The sequence below is a fragment of the Burkholderiales bacterium genome, from assembly GCA_036262035.1.
Taxonomy (GTDB): Bacteria; Pseudomonadota; Gammaproteobacteria; order Burkholderiales; family SG8-41; genus JAQGMV01.
Map to the genome: position 1 here is coordinate 278,132 of DATAJS010000009.1, position 16,927 is coordinate 295,058.

Sequence of the window (16,927 nt, forward strand, 5' to 3'; positions counted from 1 at the left end):
TCATCGAATTTCGCAAATCACATCCCCGGGATTGAGCAGCTCGAGCAATCGGAACGCGCGTTCGTCGAAGCCTTCCGGCGTCGGATACGGATCGTTCAGCAGGAAGAGCGGATACGGCGTGATGCGGATCGGCACGGTCTGGCCGTCGCGCAGCACGCCCGCCTCGTCACGGGACAGATAGATCAAGCCGTCCGGCCCGCGCAGGACGATGTCGCCGTCGCGCATGCCGACGTAGAACCCCGGGCCGATATTGTCGAGATCGACCGCGGCGAAGAGCGCTTCGAAGTTGACGTCTACGCCGTCCGGCCGCGGCGCCGGCTCGTTGCGGATGATGTCGGGTATCGCGTCGAGCAGCGTGAGGAGGTTGCGGCTCGGCACGTAGAGGCCGACCTGCCCGTTCGGGATTTGCAGCACCCGGCCGTCGACGCGCATCTCGATTTCGGGTTCCCACACGAATGCCAGCACCGCTTCGTTCACGCAGTCCTGCGGGGCGAGGCAGTGCGGTCCGACGAAGAAGTCGCCGCCGGTGCCGCGCAGACCGATGACCGTGGTCGTCGCGTTCACGGTCGCGGCTTTCGGATCGCGCTTGGCGAGCAGGCCCGTCAGCAGCCGTATGCCTCCGCGTACCACCCGCACCGCGAAATTGCCGCTGTCGGATTGGGGACCGGCGAAACGCACGTCCTCGAGCTTGAATTCGCTGTCGGCCGTCACGGTCACCTTCGAGCGGTCGCGGAACCCGAGCACGGCGTGCGAGGCCTTGGCGGTGCGCACCGTGTCGCCGCTGAAGAGCGCGCTGCCTTCGTTGAGCCGCCTCGATTGCCCGTCGGGACCCGCGGCGGTCGCCGAGCCCGAAAGCACCGCCACGCGCGCGACGATCGCCTCCGGCTGCGGAACGCGCGATTTGGTCGTCATGCGCCGCTGTTCCTCGGCGCAGTCGTTCTCGCAGAGGCGCGCGTCGAACGAGGTGCCGCGTATGCCGATGGTCGCGGTCGTCGTGCGCACTTCGACGTTCTGCGGATTGCGCTTGCCGATGAGGCCGGTGAGCGCGCGCACGCCGCCTTTCAATATCCTGAAGATCGCCGATTCGTCGTTGCCGCCCTGCTTGAAGCGCTCGAGCTGGAAGCTCGAGTTCGGGCGCAGCGTGAGCTTGGTGCCGTCCTTGAGGGTGATCAGCGCGAAGGCCTTTGCACCGGTATTCAGGATCTCGCCTTCGTAGACCGGCTCGCCCTTGGCGAGGAAGCGTGCGGCGAAACCGGGCGTCTGGGCGGTCGCGATGCCTTGCACGAACGTGACTTCACCCGCGGCCTCCGGCACGGCTGACAAGGCGGCGGAAGCGAACCCGAAGAAAGCGACGAGCAGCCCGACCAGCCTGAACGCCATCGCCGCGGCGCTCACTGGCAGGCTCCTATGCCGCGGCGGCTACGTCGGTCTTCGGCCTCCGCCTCCTCCAGCAGGCGCTCGAACTCGCTTTGGGTGCGCTCCAGCTCGTCCTGCGTGCGCACGAGCTGGTTGGTCGAGGCGCTGCTTGCGAGAGCGCCCGCGCTCGCGCCCGCCGGGCTCGCCCCGATGCTTCCGAACGGCAGGATGGTGACCCCGCCCGAGGCGATAATGACTTGCTGGTCGGGGGTGCCGGACGTGAAGATCGACGAGGCGGCGGCACTCGAGCTGCCTCCCACGGTCAACGGACCGTTGGTCACGATGATGTTCTGCGGTCCGTTCGACACCAGCGTCACCGGTCCTCCCACGGCGTTCAAGGTCATCGGTCCATTGCTCACGAGACTCTGCGACTCGGGGTCGATCGATGCCGACGAACCCGCGCCGCTGCCGCTTGCTATTGTTATGCCGCCGGGAAGTGTGCTCACCACCTGTGTGCCGGCGGCATCGAGCTTGGCCGACGATGCCGAACCGCTTCCCGACTGTATGGTAGCAGAGCCGGCGAAAATGAACTGATTGTTGCCCTGGATCAGCGAGGTTCCGGTCGACGTCGTGTCGCCGATCACGAAGGACCCGGGCGGCGGCGTCCCGAATACCGTCGTCATGACACCCGGGTAGTCGATCTCGAAGAGCTGGGTCGCGCCCGAGACGATGCTCGCGGTGCCGCTGCCGATGCCTGCGACGCGCAGACTGCGACCGCCGGCGGCGGCGACCCCGCCGTTGGTCGTGACCACCCGCTGGTTCCCCGACGCCGAGAGGCTCGATAAGCCCGTGGAATCCGTAGTGACGTGCAGGAATTGCGAGGTCGTCGATTGCGCGGCGGCCGAGATGATGCGCGCTTCGCCCGCGCCGGTATTGGCGATCGTGATGCCGCCGAAGCTTGCGCTCAGCGTCTGCGTGGTCGCCGGCACGTTCTGGATCATGGCGTTCGCCGTCGTATCCGCCGACCTGCCGGCAACGGCGATCCCGCTGGATGCGCTGAGCATCTGGGTGCCGTCGCCCGCATTGACGATCGCGCCCAGCGAATTGCGCAAACCGCTGCGCACGGTCACGCTGCCCGCGTTCAGCGTCTGATTGCCGGCGAGGTTGCGGATGATCGCGTCGGACGTGCTGCCGGCGACGCCTGCGCCGCCGTTGACCATGACCGCGCCGAACCCGGAGAAGAACTGCGAGCGCCCCTCGAGCAGCGCGCCCGCATCGGCGACCGCGGTATCCGCGTTGCCGCCGGCCTGGAGCGTGATGTTGCCGCCGGACAGCGATTGTGTGGTCGCCGCGACGAAACGCGCCGGCGTGCTCGTCGCGGTGCCGCCCTGCAGGGTTAGCGAGGAGTACCCGAGCGATTGCAGCGTGCCCGATTCGAACGCCGCGTACGCACCGGTGCCGCCGCCGCCGGTGAGGCTCGCGACGCCGATGTTGCCGCTGCCGAACGTGCCGGCCTGCGAGGTGGCGGCGTCGATCTTGCCGAACGCGTCGGTGCCGGCCCCGCCTGCGATCGTCATCGTGGACAGACTCAGTCGTTGATCGGCGCCCGAATCGACGCGCGCGAAAGCGCCCGCGCCGTCGCCGCCTGCGACGCGCAGGTTGCTGAACGAGAGGGTCTGGGTCGCCGGCGTGTTGATGCGCGCGAAGGAGTTCGCGCCCGCGCCGCCTCTGACGACGCTGTTGGCCGAGAAGAACTGCTGTATGGCCTGATTCTCCGCAGCGAGGATCTGGGCGGTCGCGGTCGCGCCCGCACCGCCGCCGCCGAAAACGTTGACACCGGAGTGCTGGATGGTCTGTGTCGTGCTCGATTGCACCAGCGCGTTGGCGTTGTTGCCTGCGCCGGCTTCGACGGTCAGTCCCTTGACGCGAATGTCCTGGCCCGCGCCCGTGAGCGACGCCGACGCATCGGTCGCCATGCCTCTGACGGCGAGCGCGCCCGGTGCCCCGAAATCGCTGCTCGTCGTGACGCGCTGCGAGGCCGCGGACGTGATGCGCACGGCCGAGCCGACGCCGGTGCCCGCTTCGACGGTGATGTCGCCCATCCTGAAGCCGGGGCGGTCGACGAGATAGTTGGGCAGCCCGATCTCCTGTTCGGTCGTGCCGGTGCTGTCGATGCGGGCCGTGGTCCCCGCGCCGCTGCCGCCGAGCACCTTGAGGGTTCCCGCACTCCCAGGCGTCCCGGACAGGTTCTGAACGAACACCTGTTGCCGCGCGCTGGACGTGATCTCCGCAGTCGCATCGGTATTGGTCCCGCCCCGCACCTCGATCGCGTCGGTCTGGTACGGGAACGGCACCGGATCGAGCCCGCCGGTGAGGCGGCTTTCACCGATCTGCTGCGCATGGTCCGCGGTACCGCTGTGAAGGATGCGAGCGCGCGCACCAGTGCCAGCGCCGCCGGCGACGAGCACCGTGCCGTCCGCCCGCACCTGCTGGCGTCCTGCGCCCGTTCTGATCTCGCCGATCGCATCGGCGCCGCTGCCGCCGAGCACGCGTACGTCGCCGCCGGCCTCTATCCGTTGATCGGCCAGGTTGCCGTCCCCAGACGGTGACACGTTGGCCCCGCCCGAATACACCACGCTCACGTTGGAGCGTGCGCCGCTGCCGGCGCCGAGCACGATGTTTCGTGCCGCGCCTTGCGCGGTCGAGATGAACTGGTTGACGCTGCCGGTGACGGTCACCGCATCGTCCGCGCCGCTGCCGCCGAGGAATGAGATGTTGCCGTTGAGCGCGGTGAAGTCCTGCGTCGGTGCGTCGATGGCGATGCTGCCGCCCTGCGCCTGTACGACGATGTCACGGCCCGGACGGAAGATCTGCGCCGCGGTGCCGCTGGGCGCCGCGCTCCCCGGTGCGGTCGCGGTGATCGCAGCGTTGCCTGTGATGAGCAGATCGCGGGTCGGCCTGAAATTCTGCAGGGCGTTGGTGAGGACGAGGCGATTCGCCGCATCCCCTTCGAGCCTCACATCCTGCGCGGCGAACAGATCGAGGTTCGGCACGTTGATGAGGGACGGCGTCGACGACGTCCCGCCGAAGATCAGCAGATCGCCGGCCGAGGTGGTGAACGTCGCGCGATTGGCATCGGGCTGCGAGGCGCCGAGATCCGCCCTGACGACCTGGAACGCGGTGCCCGGGTGTGCGAAGTCGAAGGTTTGCCCGGGCGCGGTCAGATTGAGCGTGCCGGCCGCCGCGGTGCCGGCGCCGGTGGCGCTGCTCGACACCGTCAGCGTGTTGAACGCGGTGTCGGACGAGACGTTGAAGCCATGGTCGCCGCGCAGGTCCAGGTTGTTCGTGCCGGTAAGCTGCGCGAACGCAGTGCCCGTGCCCGCCGCGGCCAGCACGACGGTCGGCGCTTCGATCACCAGGCGGTTGCCCGCGGCGCCGATGTCGCCGCTCGCCCTCACGTCGGCGCGAGTTCCCGACTGTATCGTTTCGGTGCCCGAGCGCGTGATCGAGCCGCCGCCGGTCCCGATCACGATCGCGCCGCCGGTCTCACCCGTCCTGAGATCGCCGCTCACGAGAATGTTGGTGCCGAAGTTCGTGTTGATGTCGATCCCGCCACCCGAAGCACCGATGCCGGGACGCGTATCGATGGTTCCGGTGACGATGCTGGGGGCCCGCAGGACGACCGCACCGCCCGCCGTATGGATGCCGTTTCCGGTGAGCCCCGTCGGGCTGGTATCGGTCAGGCCGGTGAAGGTACCGTTGGACGTCACGGTCGCATCGCCGCCCGAGGTGCGTATGCCGAGCCCCGCGAGCGTGATCGCGCCGCCGATGTAGTTGAGCTCGAAATTGAGCGGACTCGTCGGGCTGTCGACCACGAGCGTGATGTCGGGACCGCCGGTGACCGAGACGGTCTGGCCGCTGCCGAGGTTGCTCACGCCGAACGGCGTGGTCGGGCCGATCGGCCCCTTGTTGACGCTCAGGCGTTCGAGCGTGCTCGCGTGCGCGTCGAAGGTCGCGCGTCCGGTCGCCCTGGCAGTCAGATTCGTGACGCCGAACAGATCGACGGGGTCGGTTCCGCCCGCCGCGGTCTTGGTGATCGCGTCGGGCGCGGACACGAAGATCGTCTTCGCCGTGATCCCGCCCCCGGCGCCGCCCGCCGTTTGCCGTATCGACCCGGTATCGGCGGTCACCGATACCGAGCTCTCGCCGGCGCCGGCATCGATGCGCGTGAAGTCGAAATCCCGGCGCGACAGAATGGTGATCGTGCTGCCGTCGCCTGCGGTGATCGGACCGCTGATCGTCGTGGTGCCCACGGCGCTGCCGCGACCGTTCGAGAAGAAACCGAGTGTCGAGCCGGCCGCCCCGGTCACCGCACCGCCAATCGTGAGCGGCGCGCCGATGAGCGTGGCTCTCGTCGGTGCGCGCGTCTGGCCGATGGCGCCGACGGTCGTGATGGTCGTCGTTATCAGCTGGTCGTCGGTGATGAGGATCGTTCCGGCGTCGATGTTCCCGGTCGTGACCGACTCGCGCGACTTCAGCACGACGTCGCCGGTCGCGTCGATGTTGCCGGTGACGATGGCGTTGGCGATGTTGGTGCCGTTGACGTTCGACCCCGTGATGTTACCGGTGCGGATGCTGGCGGCCGGGTCGAGCGTAGAGCGGTTGAGCGTGAGGTTGATCGCCCCCCGCGACGCTGCCGAGCCGATTGCGCCCGTCCCGGTCGGACCGACGCGAATGCTGCCGTTGAACGCTTCCATCGTGACCGCGCTGGCCACGACGTCGCCGCTCGTCTGGACCGAGCCCGTCACCGCCGGCAGCGAGTCGCCGGCCGCGCGCCCCGCGCGCAACGTGACGCTCTCCGGCGCGATCGTCGTGCCGATCGCGGCGGTCGAAACGACGACAGAAGTCGAAGGTGCGAGGAGCCCGGCGGTTCCGGCGCGCAGGTCGAGCGCGCGTCCGTCGAAGGTCGCGGCGTCGGAAAGCACGCTGCCGCGCTGCGCTTCGGCCGTGAGGCCGCCCGCGCCCATGTTGGTGTTGCTCGCGATGCGCAGGTTGCCGAGGTTGTTCGTCACCGCGAGCGTGCCGTTGACGAACTGCGTCTGCGACGGAGTGCCCGCATCGGGGACCGTGCCGATATCGACGACCAGCTCGCCGCCGAAGCCGTCGAAGGTGTAGGTCTTGGCCTCGCTCGTGACGCGGCTCGCCTGCCGCGGACCGCTGCCGGGCGTGACCGACGCGCCGCTCGAGCTCGCGAAGATCGTGAGGTTCTTGAGCGCGGTGCTGCCGGTGCTCACGTTGAACGAGCCGCCCGGAAGGCCTGCGCTGGCGGCGTTGATCGTGAGGTCGGGTGTGAGCGCGACCACCGGCGCGGCCGGCGTCGCCGGATCGAGGAAGCCGATCCTGCCGCCCGAGCCGGTGCTGCTCAGCGTAATGGCGGGCGCTTGCAGGTCGAGCGGATTGGCGAATCCCGCGCGGCCGATCGTCGGCGCGCTGGCATCGATCGATGCGGCGGACACGACCTCGAGCGTCGCGCCTTCTGCGCTCGCCCCGATCGCTCCGAAAGCGCTGTTCAGCGTCACCGCGCCCGTGGCGTCGATCCGCCCGACGAAGATGCTGCCGCTGTCGCTGGTCACGCTGGTCGAATCGGCGGAGGTGATCTGCCCGGTGTTGATGGTGCCGGAGTCGGAGCTCAGGCTGACGCTGCTGCCGCCGACGATGCGCCCGCCGTTGATGGTGCCGAACGTGGAGCTGACCGAGATCGGACCGGTGGACGTCAGCGTCGACGACGAGATCGTGACGCCGCCGGGTCCGAAGACGTCGACGCTGTCCTTGTTCGCGTTGATCGAGCCGAGCGTGACCGAACCGAAGCCGTCGGACCGTATGGTCGTGCTCTTGGCGAGGCTCGCGGCCGTCGCCTCGCGCGTATACGAATCGATCGTGACGTTGCCGCTGGCGCTGATCATGACCGGCAGCGACGCCGTCGTGAACGGTACCAGCGGATCGGACGGACGTGTGTCGCCCTGCGGGGCAATGACGGAGACCGCGCGCAGATCGCCGTTGGGCACGGAGAGCGCAATCGCAGGCTCGATGTTGTAGACGCGATCGTTGAACCCGGTCGGTGCGAATGAATTCACCGTGACGAGCGCATCGCTGGCCGAGACGTCGAGCCACGTTCCCGCGCCCTGGCGCGCGAGCGTGCCGGTATAGGACGAGCCGGTCGCCGCGAGGCCCGGCGCAACGCTCAGCACGTTCGGGCCGGTGCCGTTCAGGTTGACGTTGAAGGCGCCGTTGGGCGCGAATGTGAAGCGGCGTTCCGCGCTCACGTTCAACGCGCCCGATCCCGCGCCGCGGATGCCGCCGCCCGATCCGGTGTTGGTGCCCAGCGTGACGTCGGTGGCGGTTACCTGCGAATCCGCCGCCATTCCCACGACCGAGCCGCGGCTCGAGCTGATCGTGACCGAGTTGTTGCGGTTGTTCGTCACCGGATGGATCGGCGACTCGGCCTTCACGGTTCCGACGTTGACGCCGTTCGCGCCGCTGAGCGCTACGTTAGCCGAACTGCAGACGGTGAAGCCGGTGCATCCGGTCGCGATCGCGCTCACGTTGTTCGCGTTGAGCGCGGTCGAGGACGAAACCTGCACGCTCAGGCTGCCGGCGCTGGTGGCATTGGCCACGACGCTCGCTGCGTTGTCGACCGTGGCGAAGATCGAGCCTGCCGACGCCGTGAGGCTCACCGCCGCGGTGGTGTCGATCGTGCCGGTGAAGATACTGCGGCCGCTCAGGGTTACGGCGCCCGCGCCCGCGGTGATGTTGCCGGTACTGATGCTCGGTGCGCTCGTACCGGAGCCCATGAGGCTGACCGCCCCGCCCCCGCTCGCGAGCGAGCTGTTCGAGATCGTGCCCGGCGCGATCTCCGTGATCGCGCCGTTGGCAGTAACGACACCGGTGAAGATCGAACCCGTATTCGCCGTCAGGTTGACGAGGCCGCCCGCGCCGATGGCGCCGGTGGACACCGACGCGCCGGTGAGATCGACCGCGCCGGTCGACGTGATCGCGCCGGTGCTCAGCGAACCGGTCACATTGATCGTGAGCGGTGCGCTGGTGATGTCGCGCACCTGTACGTTGCCGCCTTGATTGATCGTAACCACGCCCGTGCCGGCGTTGAGGTTGAGCAGGCCTGCCTGCACCAGAAGCGGTGTCGGAGTCGACGCCGCCGTCGGCGAAAGCGTGATCGCCGCACCGCCGGTGGTGATGCTGATGAGACTGCTGCCGAACGAGCGTATCGTCGGCGCGGTCAGCGACACCGCGCCGCCGTTGGTCGTAATGCTGGCGCCGATGTCCATGCCGTTGATCAGGCCGTTCGACGGGAACAGGTCCGACGTGGTGCCGGGGAAATCGGTGTTGGTCACCCGGCCGACCTGCGCGGTGAACGTCTGGCCGGCCGTGGTGAGATTGACTGCGTCGTTGAAACGCATGTAACGCGACGCGAACAGCGTCACGTTGCCCGGAATCTTGGCGAGCGTGTCCGGCGAGACCGTGACCGCGTTGTTCGGGAAATCGCCGGCTTCGTCGATGATGTCCGGATTGAGACCGCCCGTCGCGGAGACGTACAGATCGAGCGGATCGAGCAGCAGCGTGCCGAGCGCGCCGCGCGGCGCGGAGAGATTCGCGAAGCCGGTGAAGACGAGGTTCTCTTTGCCGGAGACCTCGGCGAATCCGCCGTTGCCGCCGAGCGGTCCGCCGCGTGCGAAGAGATTGCCGTCATAGCGCGTGGATTTGTCCGCCCACACGATGATGCGGCCCCCGTCGCCTTGGCTCGTCGCATCGGCAAAGAGGTTCGCGCCTTGCGCCACGAACGTGCGTGACGCGTTCGGCACGTTGCGATTGCCGCCCTGGTAATCGCCGCCGATGAGCAGGCGGCCGCCGCCGGCCGCGCCCGACACGTCGATCGTTCCCCCGGCGAGCACGTTCACGCGATCGCCGAGCACCTGTATGTCGCCGCCCCGGCCTGCCGCGCTCGTTGCGCTGACGCTGCCCGCCACGGTGACCGTGTCGCGGCCCTTCAGCACGATGCGGCCCGCTGCGTCGCGTACCAGCGCATCGGCGCGGATGTCGCCGCTGTGCTTGAGCGTGCCGGCGAAGACGCCGACCGCGCCGCCTTCCGCAATCAACTTGCCGAGGTTGACGACCGAGTCGCCCGGCGCCTGGACCTCGAACTGCACGCCGTTCGCGTCGAGCGTGCCGATCGTCACCTTCTGTCCCGCGGCGAGGATGAGCTCGCCGCCGGGCGTCTGTATCAGCGCGTCCTTGCCGTTCTCGATGTGCGGCGCGATGAGTACGATGCTGCCGCCGAAGCTGGTGCGTATCGTCCCCTGGTTGGTGATGCCGCCGGCGTTCGGATCGCCCTGGAAGCGCAAGCGGCCGGCGAGGAAATCGGCGTCGAGCATGTTGAGCGTCGAGCCGACGAACCCCGCGGTGTCGATGATGCCGGTCGAGCCGACGACGATGCCGGCAGGATTGATGAGGAACACACGCCCGTTGGACTGCAGCGTGCCGTGGATCTGCGAGATGTCGCCGCCGACCACGCGGTTCAGCACCGCGCTCGACGCGTTCTGCTGGATGAAGTTGGTGAGCTGGCCCTGGCCGATCGAGAAGCCCTGCCAGTTGATGACGGTGCCGGGGGCGTTACGTACCTGAAGCGAGTTCGTGCCCAGACCCTGGAACGTCGCGTTGCCCTGCACGACCTGCGGTCCGAGCGGATTGCCCCACGCCGACATGCCGAAGCAACTGCTGACGGCCAGGACCATGGGCCGCAACAGCCATGCGTTGCTTTTCACCGTAGCCTCCCCTGCACCCGCCTCGCGCGCCGCTCGCGCGAGCCTGTATCCGGCCACCGGGCCGATCGTGCAAACTACAGCCGTCGCGTCGGGCGACGGCCCGGCGTATCAGCGCAAGCTCACCGGGTTCGTGCTCGCGGCGCGCACCAGCGTCTCGGCCATCGCGGATCCGAAACGGCGTGCGACGCGCTCGGCGATGCTCTCGCGCTGCGTGAAATCGATGATGTCTTCCGCTTTGATGACTTCGCGCGCCACGTAATCGACGCTGCCGAGAGCGTCGGCGAGCCCGAGCTCCACGCTGCGCGTGCCGACCCACAGCAATCCGGAGAACAGGTCGGGCGTTTCCTTGAGCTTCTTGCCGCGGCCCTGGCGCACGACGTTGATGAACTGCTGGTGGATCTCGCCCAGCATCGTCTCGGCGTATTCCTTCTGGTCTTCGCGGATCGGCGAGAACGGATCGAGGAAGCCCTTGTTCTTGCCCGCGGCGAGGAGGCGGCGCTCGATGCCGAGCTTGTCCATGAGTCCGGTGAACCCGAAGCCGTCCATCAGCACGCCGATCGAGCCGATGATGCTGCCCTTGTCGACGTAGATCTGGTCGGCGGCGACGGCGACGTAGTAGCCGCCGGACGCGCAGATGTCCTCGACGACCGCGTACAACGGGATGTTCGGATACTTCGCGCGCAGGCGCTTGATCTCGTCGTTGATGTGGCCGGCCTGCACCGGGCTGCCGCCGGGACTGTTGATGCGCAGGATGACGCCCTGGGTGCGCTTGTCCTTGAAGGCTTCCTGCAGCCCGGAGACGACGTTATCGGCACTGGCCGCGCTCTCGGGGCTGATGACGCCGCGCAGCTCGACGAGCGCGGTGTGCTTGCCGGTGGACGCGTCTTTCTTACCGGTCCAGCCGAGGGCGATGAACAGCAGGGCGAAGAGATAGACGAACAGCAGGATCTTGAAAAAGATGCCCCAGTGGCGCGCGCGGCGCTGCTCCTGGATCGCCGCCATCGCGACGCGCTCGAGCGCCTTGCGCTCCCAGTTGTCTTCCGTTGGCCTTTCGAGCTCAGCCATTGCTCACCTGAACCTGTTCTTCGCGACTAAGAAGCCTGCGTCTAGTATAGCCGCTGGATTGTGCGGGCGCGTCACGCATTGCGCTCGAGCCACTCGCGCAAGCCTGCGCAATCGTCGACGCATGCGAGCGGCTCGTACTCCACGAGGGCGCACGACGCATGGGCGCCGTGCGCCACGGCGAGGCGCGGGACGCCCGCGTTGCGCGCCATTTCCATATCGTGAGTCGTGTCGCCGATCATCAGGGTGCGTTCGGGTGCGACTGCGAGGCTCTTCATCAGCCAATGCAGCATCTCGGGGTGCGGCTTGGACTGCGATTCGTCGGCGCAGCGCGTCGCGTCGAAGCAACCTTGGATCCCCGTCTGCTCCAGCGCGCGATCGAGCCCGCGGCGGGTCTTGCCCGTCGCCACCGCGAGCAGGTGACCCGAGTCCTTGAGATGCTGGAGCAATTCGGCGATTCCCGAAAACAACGTAGTGCCGCTATCGTGCAACAGAAAATGATGGCGATAGCGCTCGACGACGGTCGCATAGTCCGAAGGAGCTACGCCCGGCAGCACGTGCGCCATCGCGTCGTTGAGGCCGAGCCCGATGACATAGCGCGCGTCCCGATCGCTCGGAACCGGATAGCCGCAATCGCCGCATGCGGCCTGTAACGACTCGGCAATACAGCGCGCCGAATCCATCAGCGTGCCGTCCCAGTCGAAGACGAGCAGATCAAAGCGTCGGGGCATCGGCAGCGTTCAGTCGATCGACGAAAGTCGCGAGCTCTGCGGGCAGCGGCGCTTCGAAAGTCACCGCTTCGCCGCTGACCGGGTGCCGCACCGTGAGCTGGCAGGCGTGGAGGAACATGCGTTTGAGCCCTTCGCGCGCGAGCGATTTGTTGAGATCGAAGTCGCCGTACTTGTCGTCGCCGGCGATCGGATGACCGACATGCGCGAGATGTACCCGGATCTGGTGGGTGCGGCCGGTCTTGAGCTCGGCCTCGACCAGGCTGTAGCCCGACCACAGGCGCTTCGCCCGGAAGATCGTCCGCGCCGTCTGCCCTTCGTCGTGCACCCGCACGCGGCGCTCGCCGGACGGCAGTACGTACTTATGCAAAGGGGCCGCCACGGTGCGCGCCGGACCTGTCCAGCGGCCTTTGGTCAGCGCGAGGTAGAGCTTGCGCGCCGCGCCCTCGCGGAGCTGCCGGTGCAGGTCGGTGAGCGCCGAGCGCTTCTTGGCGAGCACCAGCACGCCCGAGGTGTCGCGGTCGAGGCGATGCACGAGCTCCAGGAACCGCGCCTGCGGCCGCTCGTGGCGAAGCTGCTCGATGACGCCCGAGGACACGCCGCTGCCGCCGTGGACCGCGACGCCGGCGGGCTTGTCGATGACGAGCAGCGCATCGTCCTCGAACAGGATGCGCCCGGCGAAGCGCGGGGCCACCGGGGTCCGCGGCGCGGCCGGCATGCGACCCGCAGCCGTCTCGCTGCGGTGCGCCACCCGGATCGGCGGCACGCGCACCCGGTCGCCGGCCTTGAGCCGATGCTCGGGACCGACGCGGCGGCTGTTGACCCGGACTTCCCCGCTTCTCAGGATGCGGTAGACGTGGCTTTTGGGCACGCCTTTGAGCAGCCGCGTCAGGTAGTTGTCGATGCGCTGGGCCTCGCCTTCTTCCCCGACTTCGTGCGACGTTGCGGATTCTTTACTTAACCCTTTCATTTGCCTATACTATTCCGCGCACCAGCCCATGACCCCGGTCTGTGCGATCTGCTCGAAATGCGGGCAGCAGGCGCGACCGGCAACCGACGTAAGCCTTCCCTGCAGGAAAAACGAGCGGGACCGCGACACGAGCTGAGACTGGTGTGTATCAGTGCAACGAAGGGCATTGCGACGAAGCGTCGCAGAATCGGCGTCGTTCGGAACCGAACGGCGCGATTCCTGGTTAATGTCGCTCACCAGACGAAGCAGCGATAGTAGACGAATTACGCGCTCACGGCACTTCAGAATCCCTGGTTACGCGCTTTCCGCCGCGTGCTCGCACGCGATGCGCACGCCGCGTCACCTGCTCAAGAACTGCACTCCGACCGAGTGGTCACGATTTCCTGACGATGCAAATCCGGTGATCGCCTCTCTCCTGACACCCTGCCCGTCGCAGGCTGCAGCCGTGCAGCTCTTCCCGTGTCGTGCCCGAGCGCGGGAGAAAACAAGAAATGAAACGCATGTTGTTCAACGCGACGCAGGCCGAAGAGCTGCGCGTCGCCATCGTCGACGGTCAGAAGCTGATCGATCTCGACATCGAGTCCTCCGCCAAGGAACAACGCAAGAGCAATATCTATAAGGGTGTCATCACCCGCGTCGAGCCCAGCCTCGAGGCTGCGTTCGTCGATTACGGCAGCGAGCGTCACGGCTTCCTCCCGTTCAAGGAGATCGCCCGCGCCTACTTCCGCGACGGCATCGACGTCGGCCGCGCCCGCATCCAGGACGCGGTGAAGGAAGGCCAGGAAGTCATCGTCCAGGTCGACAAGGACGAGCGCGGCAACAAGGGCGCCGCGCTGACCACCTTCATCAGCCTCGCCGGCCGCTATCTCGTCCTCATGCCCAACAACCCCCGCGGCGGCGGCGTGTCGCGGCGCGTCGAAGGCGAGGACCGCAACGAGCTGCGCGACATCATCGACAACCTCGACATCCCGCAGGGGATGAGCGTGATCGGCCGCACCGCGGCGATCGGGCGCTCCAAGGAAGAGCTCGAGTGGGATCTGAACTACCTGCTCCAGCTCTGGCGCGCGATCGAAGGCGCGGCTCACCAGCAGGGCGGCGCGTTCCTGATCTACCAGGAATCGAGCCTCGTCATCCGCGCGATCCGCGACTACTTCCACCAGGACATCGGCGAGATCCTGATCGACACCGAGAACGTGTTCGAGCAGGCGCAGCAGTTCATGGGGCACGTGATGCCGAACAACGTGAACCGCGTGAAGCTCTACAAGGACGACGTTCCGCTGTTCTCGCGCTTCCAGATCGAGCACCAGATCGAATCGGCGTACTCGCGTGCGGTCAACCTGCCCGCCGGCGGCGCGGTCGTCATCGACCACACCGAGGCGCTGGTTTCGGTCGACGTCAACTCGGCGCGGGCGACCAAGGGCGCGGACATCGAAGAGACCGCCTTCAGGACCAATCTCGAAGCCGCCGACGAGATCGCGCGCCAGCTCAGGCTGCGCGACCTTGGCGGGCTGATCGTCATCGACTTCATCGATATGGAGAGCGGGCGCAACCAGCGCGAAGTCGAGAACCGTCTGCGCGACGCGCTCAAGTACGACCGCGCCCGCGTACAGACCGGCAAGATCTCGCGCTTCGGCTTGCTGGAGCTCTCGCGCCAGCGCCTACGGCCGTCGCTCGGCGAGTCCAGCCACAGCCCCTGCCCGCGCTGCCACGGCACCGGACACATCCGCGGCACCGAATCCACCGCCCTTCACATCCTGCGCATCATTCAGGAGGAAGGCATGAAGGACAACACCGCCGCGGTGCACGCGCAGGTGCCGGTCGACGTGGCGACGTTCCTCCTGAACGAAAAGCGTGTCGATCTCCAGCTCATCGAAGCGCGCCACCGCGTGAGCGTCACCCTCATTCCGAACATCCACCTCGAGACGCCGAACTACACGGTGCAGCGTCTGCGTCACGACGATCTCAACAATTCCGAGCCGCTGCCCGCGAGCTACGAGATGGTCGAGGCGCCGGCCGAGGAGAACACGATCGGCGCGACGTCGGCCGAACCCGCGGCGCCGCGGCCGCAAGCCGCGGTGCGCGGCATCACGCCGCAGCAGCCCGCGCCGATCGCGCGCGAGGCGGCGCCCGAGGCGCCTGCAACGCCGTCGGTTGTGCCCGCCGCGGACGAGGGCATCATCGGCAAGATCTTCGGCTGGTTCAAACAGCGCAAGCCCGACGCGGCCCCTGCCGCTCCCATGGCGCCGGCCGAAGCCGAACGTCCGGCCGTGCGTCCCGCGCCTCGCGGCCGCCGCGACATGAACCGTTTCCGACCTGGCGGCGAAGGCGAGCGCGGATCGCAGCGTGAAGGCGGCGGCCGCGGCGAGCGCGGAGAGCGCGGTCAGCGCCAGCGTGGCGAAGGCGCGCTCCAAGGTAGTGACCAGCGCCGGGATCGCGACGGACAGCGCCGCGGCGGTGAGCGTGGTGAGCGCCAGGAACGCGGTGAGCGCGGCGAGCAGCGTCACGAAGGCCGTCGCGACGGCCGCGGCCGGCAGCGTCACGGCGAAGGCCGCGCGGCCGAAGGCCAGCAGGCGGACGCGCTCGGCGGCGGACAGCAGCAACGTGAGCCGCGCGAAGCGCGCGAGCCGCGTGAACAGCGTGAGCCGCGTGAACAGCGTGAGCCGCGCGAAGCACGCGAGCCGCGTGAACAGCGCGAGCCGCGTGAAGCCCGTGAGCCTCGGGAACAACGCGAGCCGCGCGAGCAGCGCGAACCACATGAGCCGCGAGAAGCTCAGGCGCAAGGTCAGCAGCGCGAGCAAGGCGAAGCGCGTGAAGGCCGCGAAGGTCGCGGTCGTCGTCGGCGCGGCCGCGGCCGCGGCGGTCACGGCGAGCATCGCGGAGAAGCACCGGCCGGCAGCGAAGGCATGCCGACGCTCGAGACCGGAAGCGGCGCCGCTGCGCTCGTCGCGGATCTCTCCGACCAAGTGACCGAACCGCAGATCGCCGCGGCAGGCGCAGAGATCAGCGCCGAGGAAAGCGCGCATCGTGCGTTCCCCACTGCGCCGGTCGCCGAAGCAGCGCCGGTCGCCGAAGCAAACCCGCAGGCGGAAGTCGTGACCGAGCAGGTGCAGACCACCGCCCCGCTGGCGCCCGCGCCCGCGCCTGAGCCCGTGTTCGAAACGCAGCCGCAGCCCATCGCGCACCCTGCGCCGGTCGAGACCACCGCTCGCGCGCCCGAGCCCGAGCAACGGCCCGCCGTTCCGTTCGCGCTCAAGCTCGAATGGCCGGCTGACCTCGTGCAGGTCGAGACCGATCCGGGCAAGGCAGCCGCCGCCGCGGCCCAGCCGCAGCCCGAGCCGCCGCGGCGCATCCCGCGCGCGCGCAAGCCGCTGCCGCCGCCTTCGACCGAGCCGTTGGTCCAGGTGGAAACCCGCCGCCGCGAGCCCGAGATGCACGCGTAATAGAACGCGCGGGAAAAACAAGAACCGGGATGCGTCGCATCCCGGTTTTTTTTATACGTGAAGCTCCGAGCGCACGTGGCGCAACAAACCCTGCGCCGCGTCTTCCACGAGATCGAGCACCAGCTCGAACCCCTTCGGACCTCCCGCATAGGGATCGGGGACGTGGCTCGCACCGTTCGCCCCGAACTCGGTGAAAAGCCTGATCTTGTGCCTGAGCGCGCGCGGCGCGATGCGCTCCAGCGCGCGAACGTTCTCCTCGTCCATCGCCAGCACGTAATCGAAGGTCTCGAAATCCTTCGGCGTGACGAGCCGCGCGCGCAGCCTGGTCAGATCGTAGCCGCGCGCCGCCGCCGCTTTGCATGCGCGTGCGTCCGGCGGAGAACCGACGTGCCACTCGCCGGTGCCCGCAGAATCGATCAGGATGCGGTCCGCGAGGCCCGCATTCTCGACCAGATGGCGAAACACGCCCTCGGCGGTCGGTGACCGACAGATGTTGCCGAGGCAGACGAACAGAATCCTGACTTGTTTATTCAC

The 16,927-nt window shown here is 68.1% G+C and carries 7 protein-coding genes; 1 reads left to right on the plus strand and 6 read right to left on the minus strand.

Translation table 11 applies throughout. From position 1 onward, the window contains the following. The 5 genes from VHP37_07290 to VHP37_07310 all read right to left on the minus strand — a co-directional run bounded on the left by VHP37_07290 (position 1) and on the right by VHP37_07310 (position 12,953). Positions 1–1,395: a FecR domain-containing protein gene (locus VHP37_07290; GenBank protein HEX2826132.1), complete on the minus strand. Its 1,395-nt coding sequence runs from the start codon at positions 1,393–1,395 to the stop codon at positions 1–3. Further along, a complete protein-coding gene (locus VHP37_07295; protein ID HEX2826133.1) occupies positions 1,392–10,193 on the minus strand; it encodes a filamentous hemagglutinin N-terminal domain-containing protein in 8,802 nt (2,933 codons plus the stop codon). Before VHP37_07295 ends, VHP37_07290 begins: the two co-directional genes overlap by 4 nt. 108 nt (positions 10,194–10,301) lie before the next feature. Continuing rightward, the gene (locus VHP37_07300; GenBank protein HEX2826134.1) at positions 10,302–11,258 is read right to left on the minus strand and encodes a S49 family peptidase; all 957 of its coding nucleotides are present in this window, start codon (positions 11,256–11,258) and stop codon (positions 10,302–10,304) included. 71 nt (positions 11,259–11,329) lie between these two features. Further along, a complete protein-coding gene (locus VHP37_07305) occupies positions 11,330–11,986 on the minus strand; it encodes an HAD-IA family hydrolase (GenBank protein HEX2826135.1) in 657 nt (218 codons plus the stop codon). Continuing rightward, positions 11,970–12,953, minus strand: a complete 984-nt coding sequence (locus tag VHP37_07310; protein HEX2826136.1) for an RluA family pseudouridine synthase — start codon at positions 12,951–12,953, stop codon at positions 11,970–11,972. The genes VHP37_07305 and VHP37_07310 overlap by 17 nt, the downstream gene beginning before the upstream one ends. Positions 12,954–13,444: 491 nt before the next feature. On the opposite strand from VHP37_07310, the gene VHP37_07315 reads away from it, so the two are divergent. Next, positions 13,445–16,393 (plus strand): Rne/Rng family ribonuclease, encoded by a 2,949-nt coding sequence (locus VHP37_07315; GenBank protein HEX2826137.1) that lies wholly within the window; start codon positions 13,445–13,447, stop codon positions 16,391–16,393. 51 nt (positions 16,394–16,444) lie between these two features. Here the strand turns inward: VHP37_07315 and VHP37_07320 are convergent, their stop codons facing one another. Next, complete coding sequence (locus VHP37_07320; protein ID HEX2826138.1) at positions 16,445–16,927, minus strand: low molecular weight protein-tyrosine-phosphatase; 483 nt, start codon at positions 16,925–16,927, stop codon at positions 16,445–16,447.

Excerpts from the sequence above, each read along its gene's own strand:
- VHP37_07315 (HEX2826137.1), top strand. The coding sequence starts at position 13,445 with ATGAAACGCATGTTGTTCAACGCGACGCAGGCCGAAGAGCTGCGCGTC.
- VHP37_07305 (HEX2826135.1), bottom strand. The coding sequence starts at position 11,986 with ATGCCCCGACGCTTTGATCTGCTCGTCTTCGACTGGGACGGCACGCTG.
- VHP37_07300 (HEX2826134.1), bottom strand. The coding sequence starts at position 11,258 with ATGGCTGAGCTCGAAAGGCCAACGGAAGACAACTGGGAGCGCAAGGCG.
- VHP37_07310 (HEX2826136.1), bottom strand. The coding sequence starts at position 12,953 with ATGAAAGGGTTAAGTAAAGAATCCGCAACGTCGCACGAAGTCGGGGAA.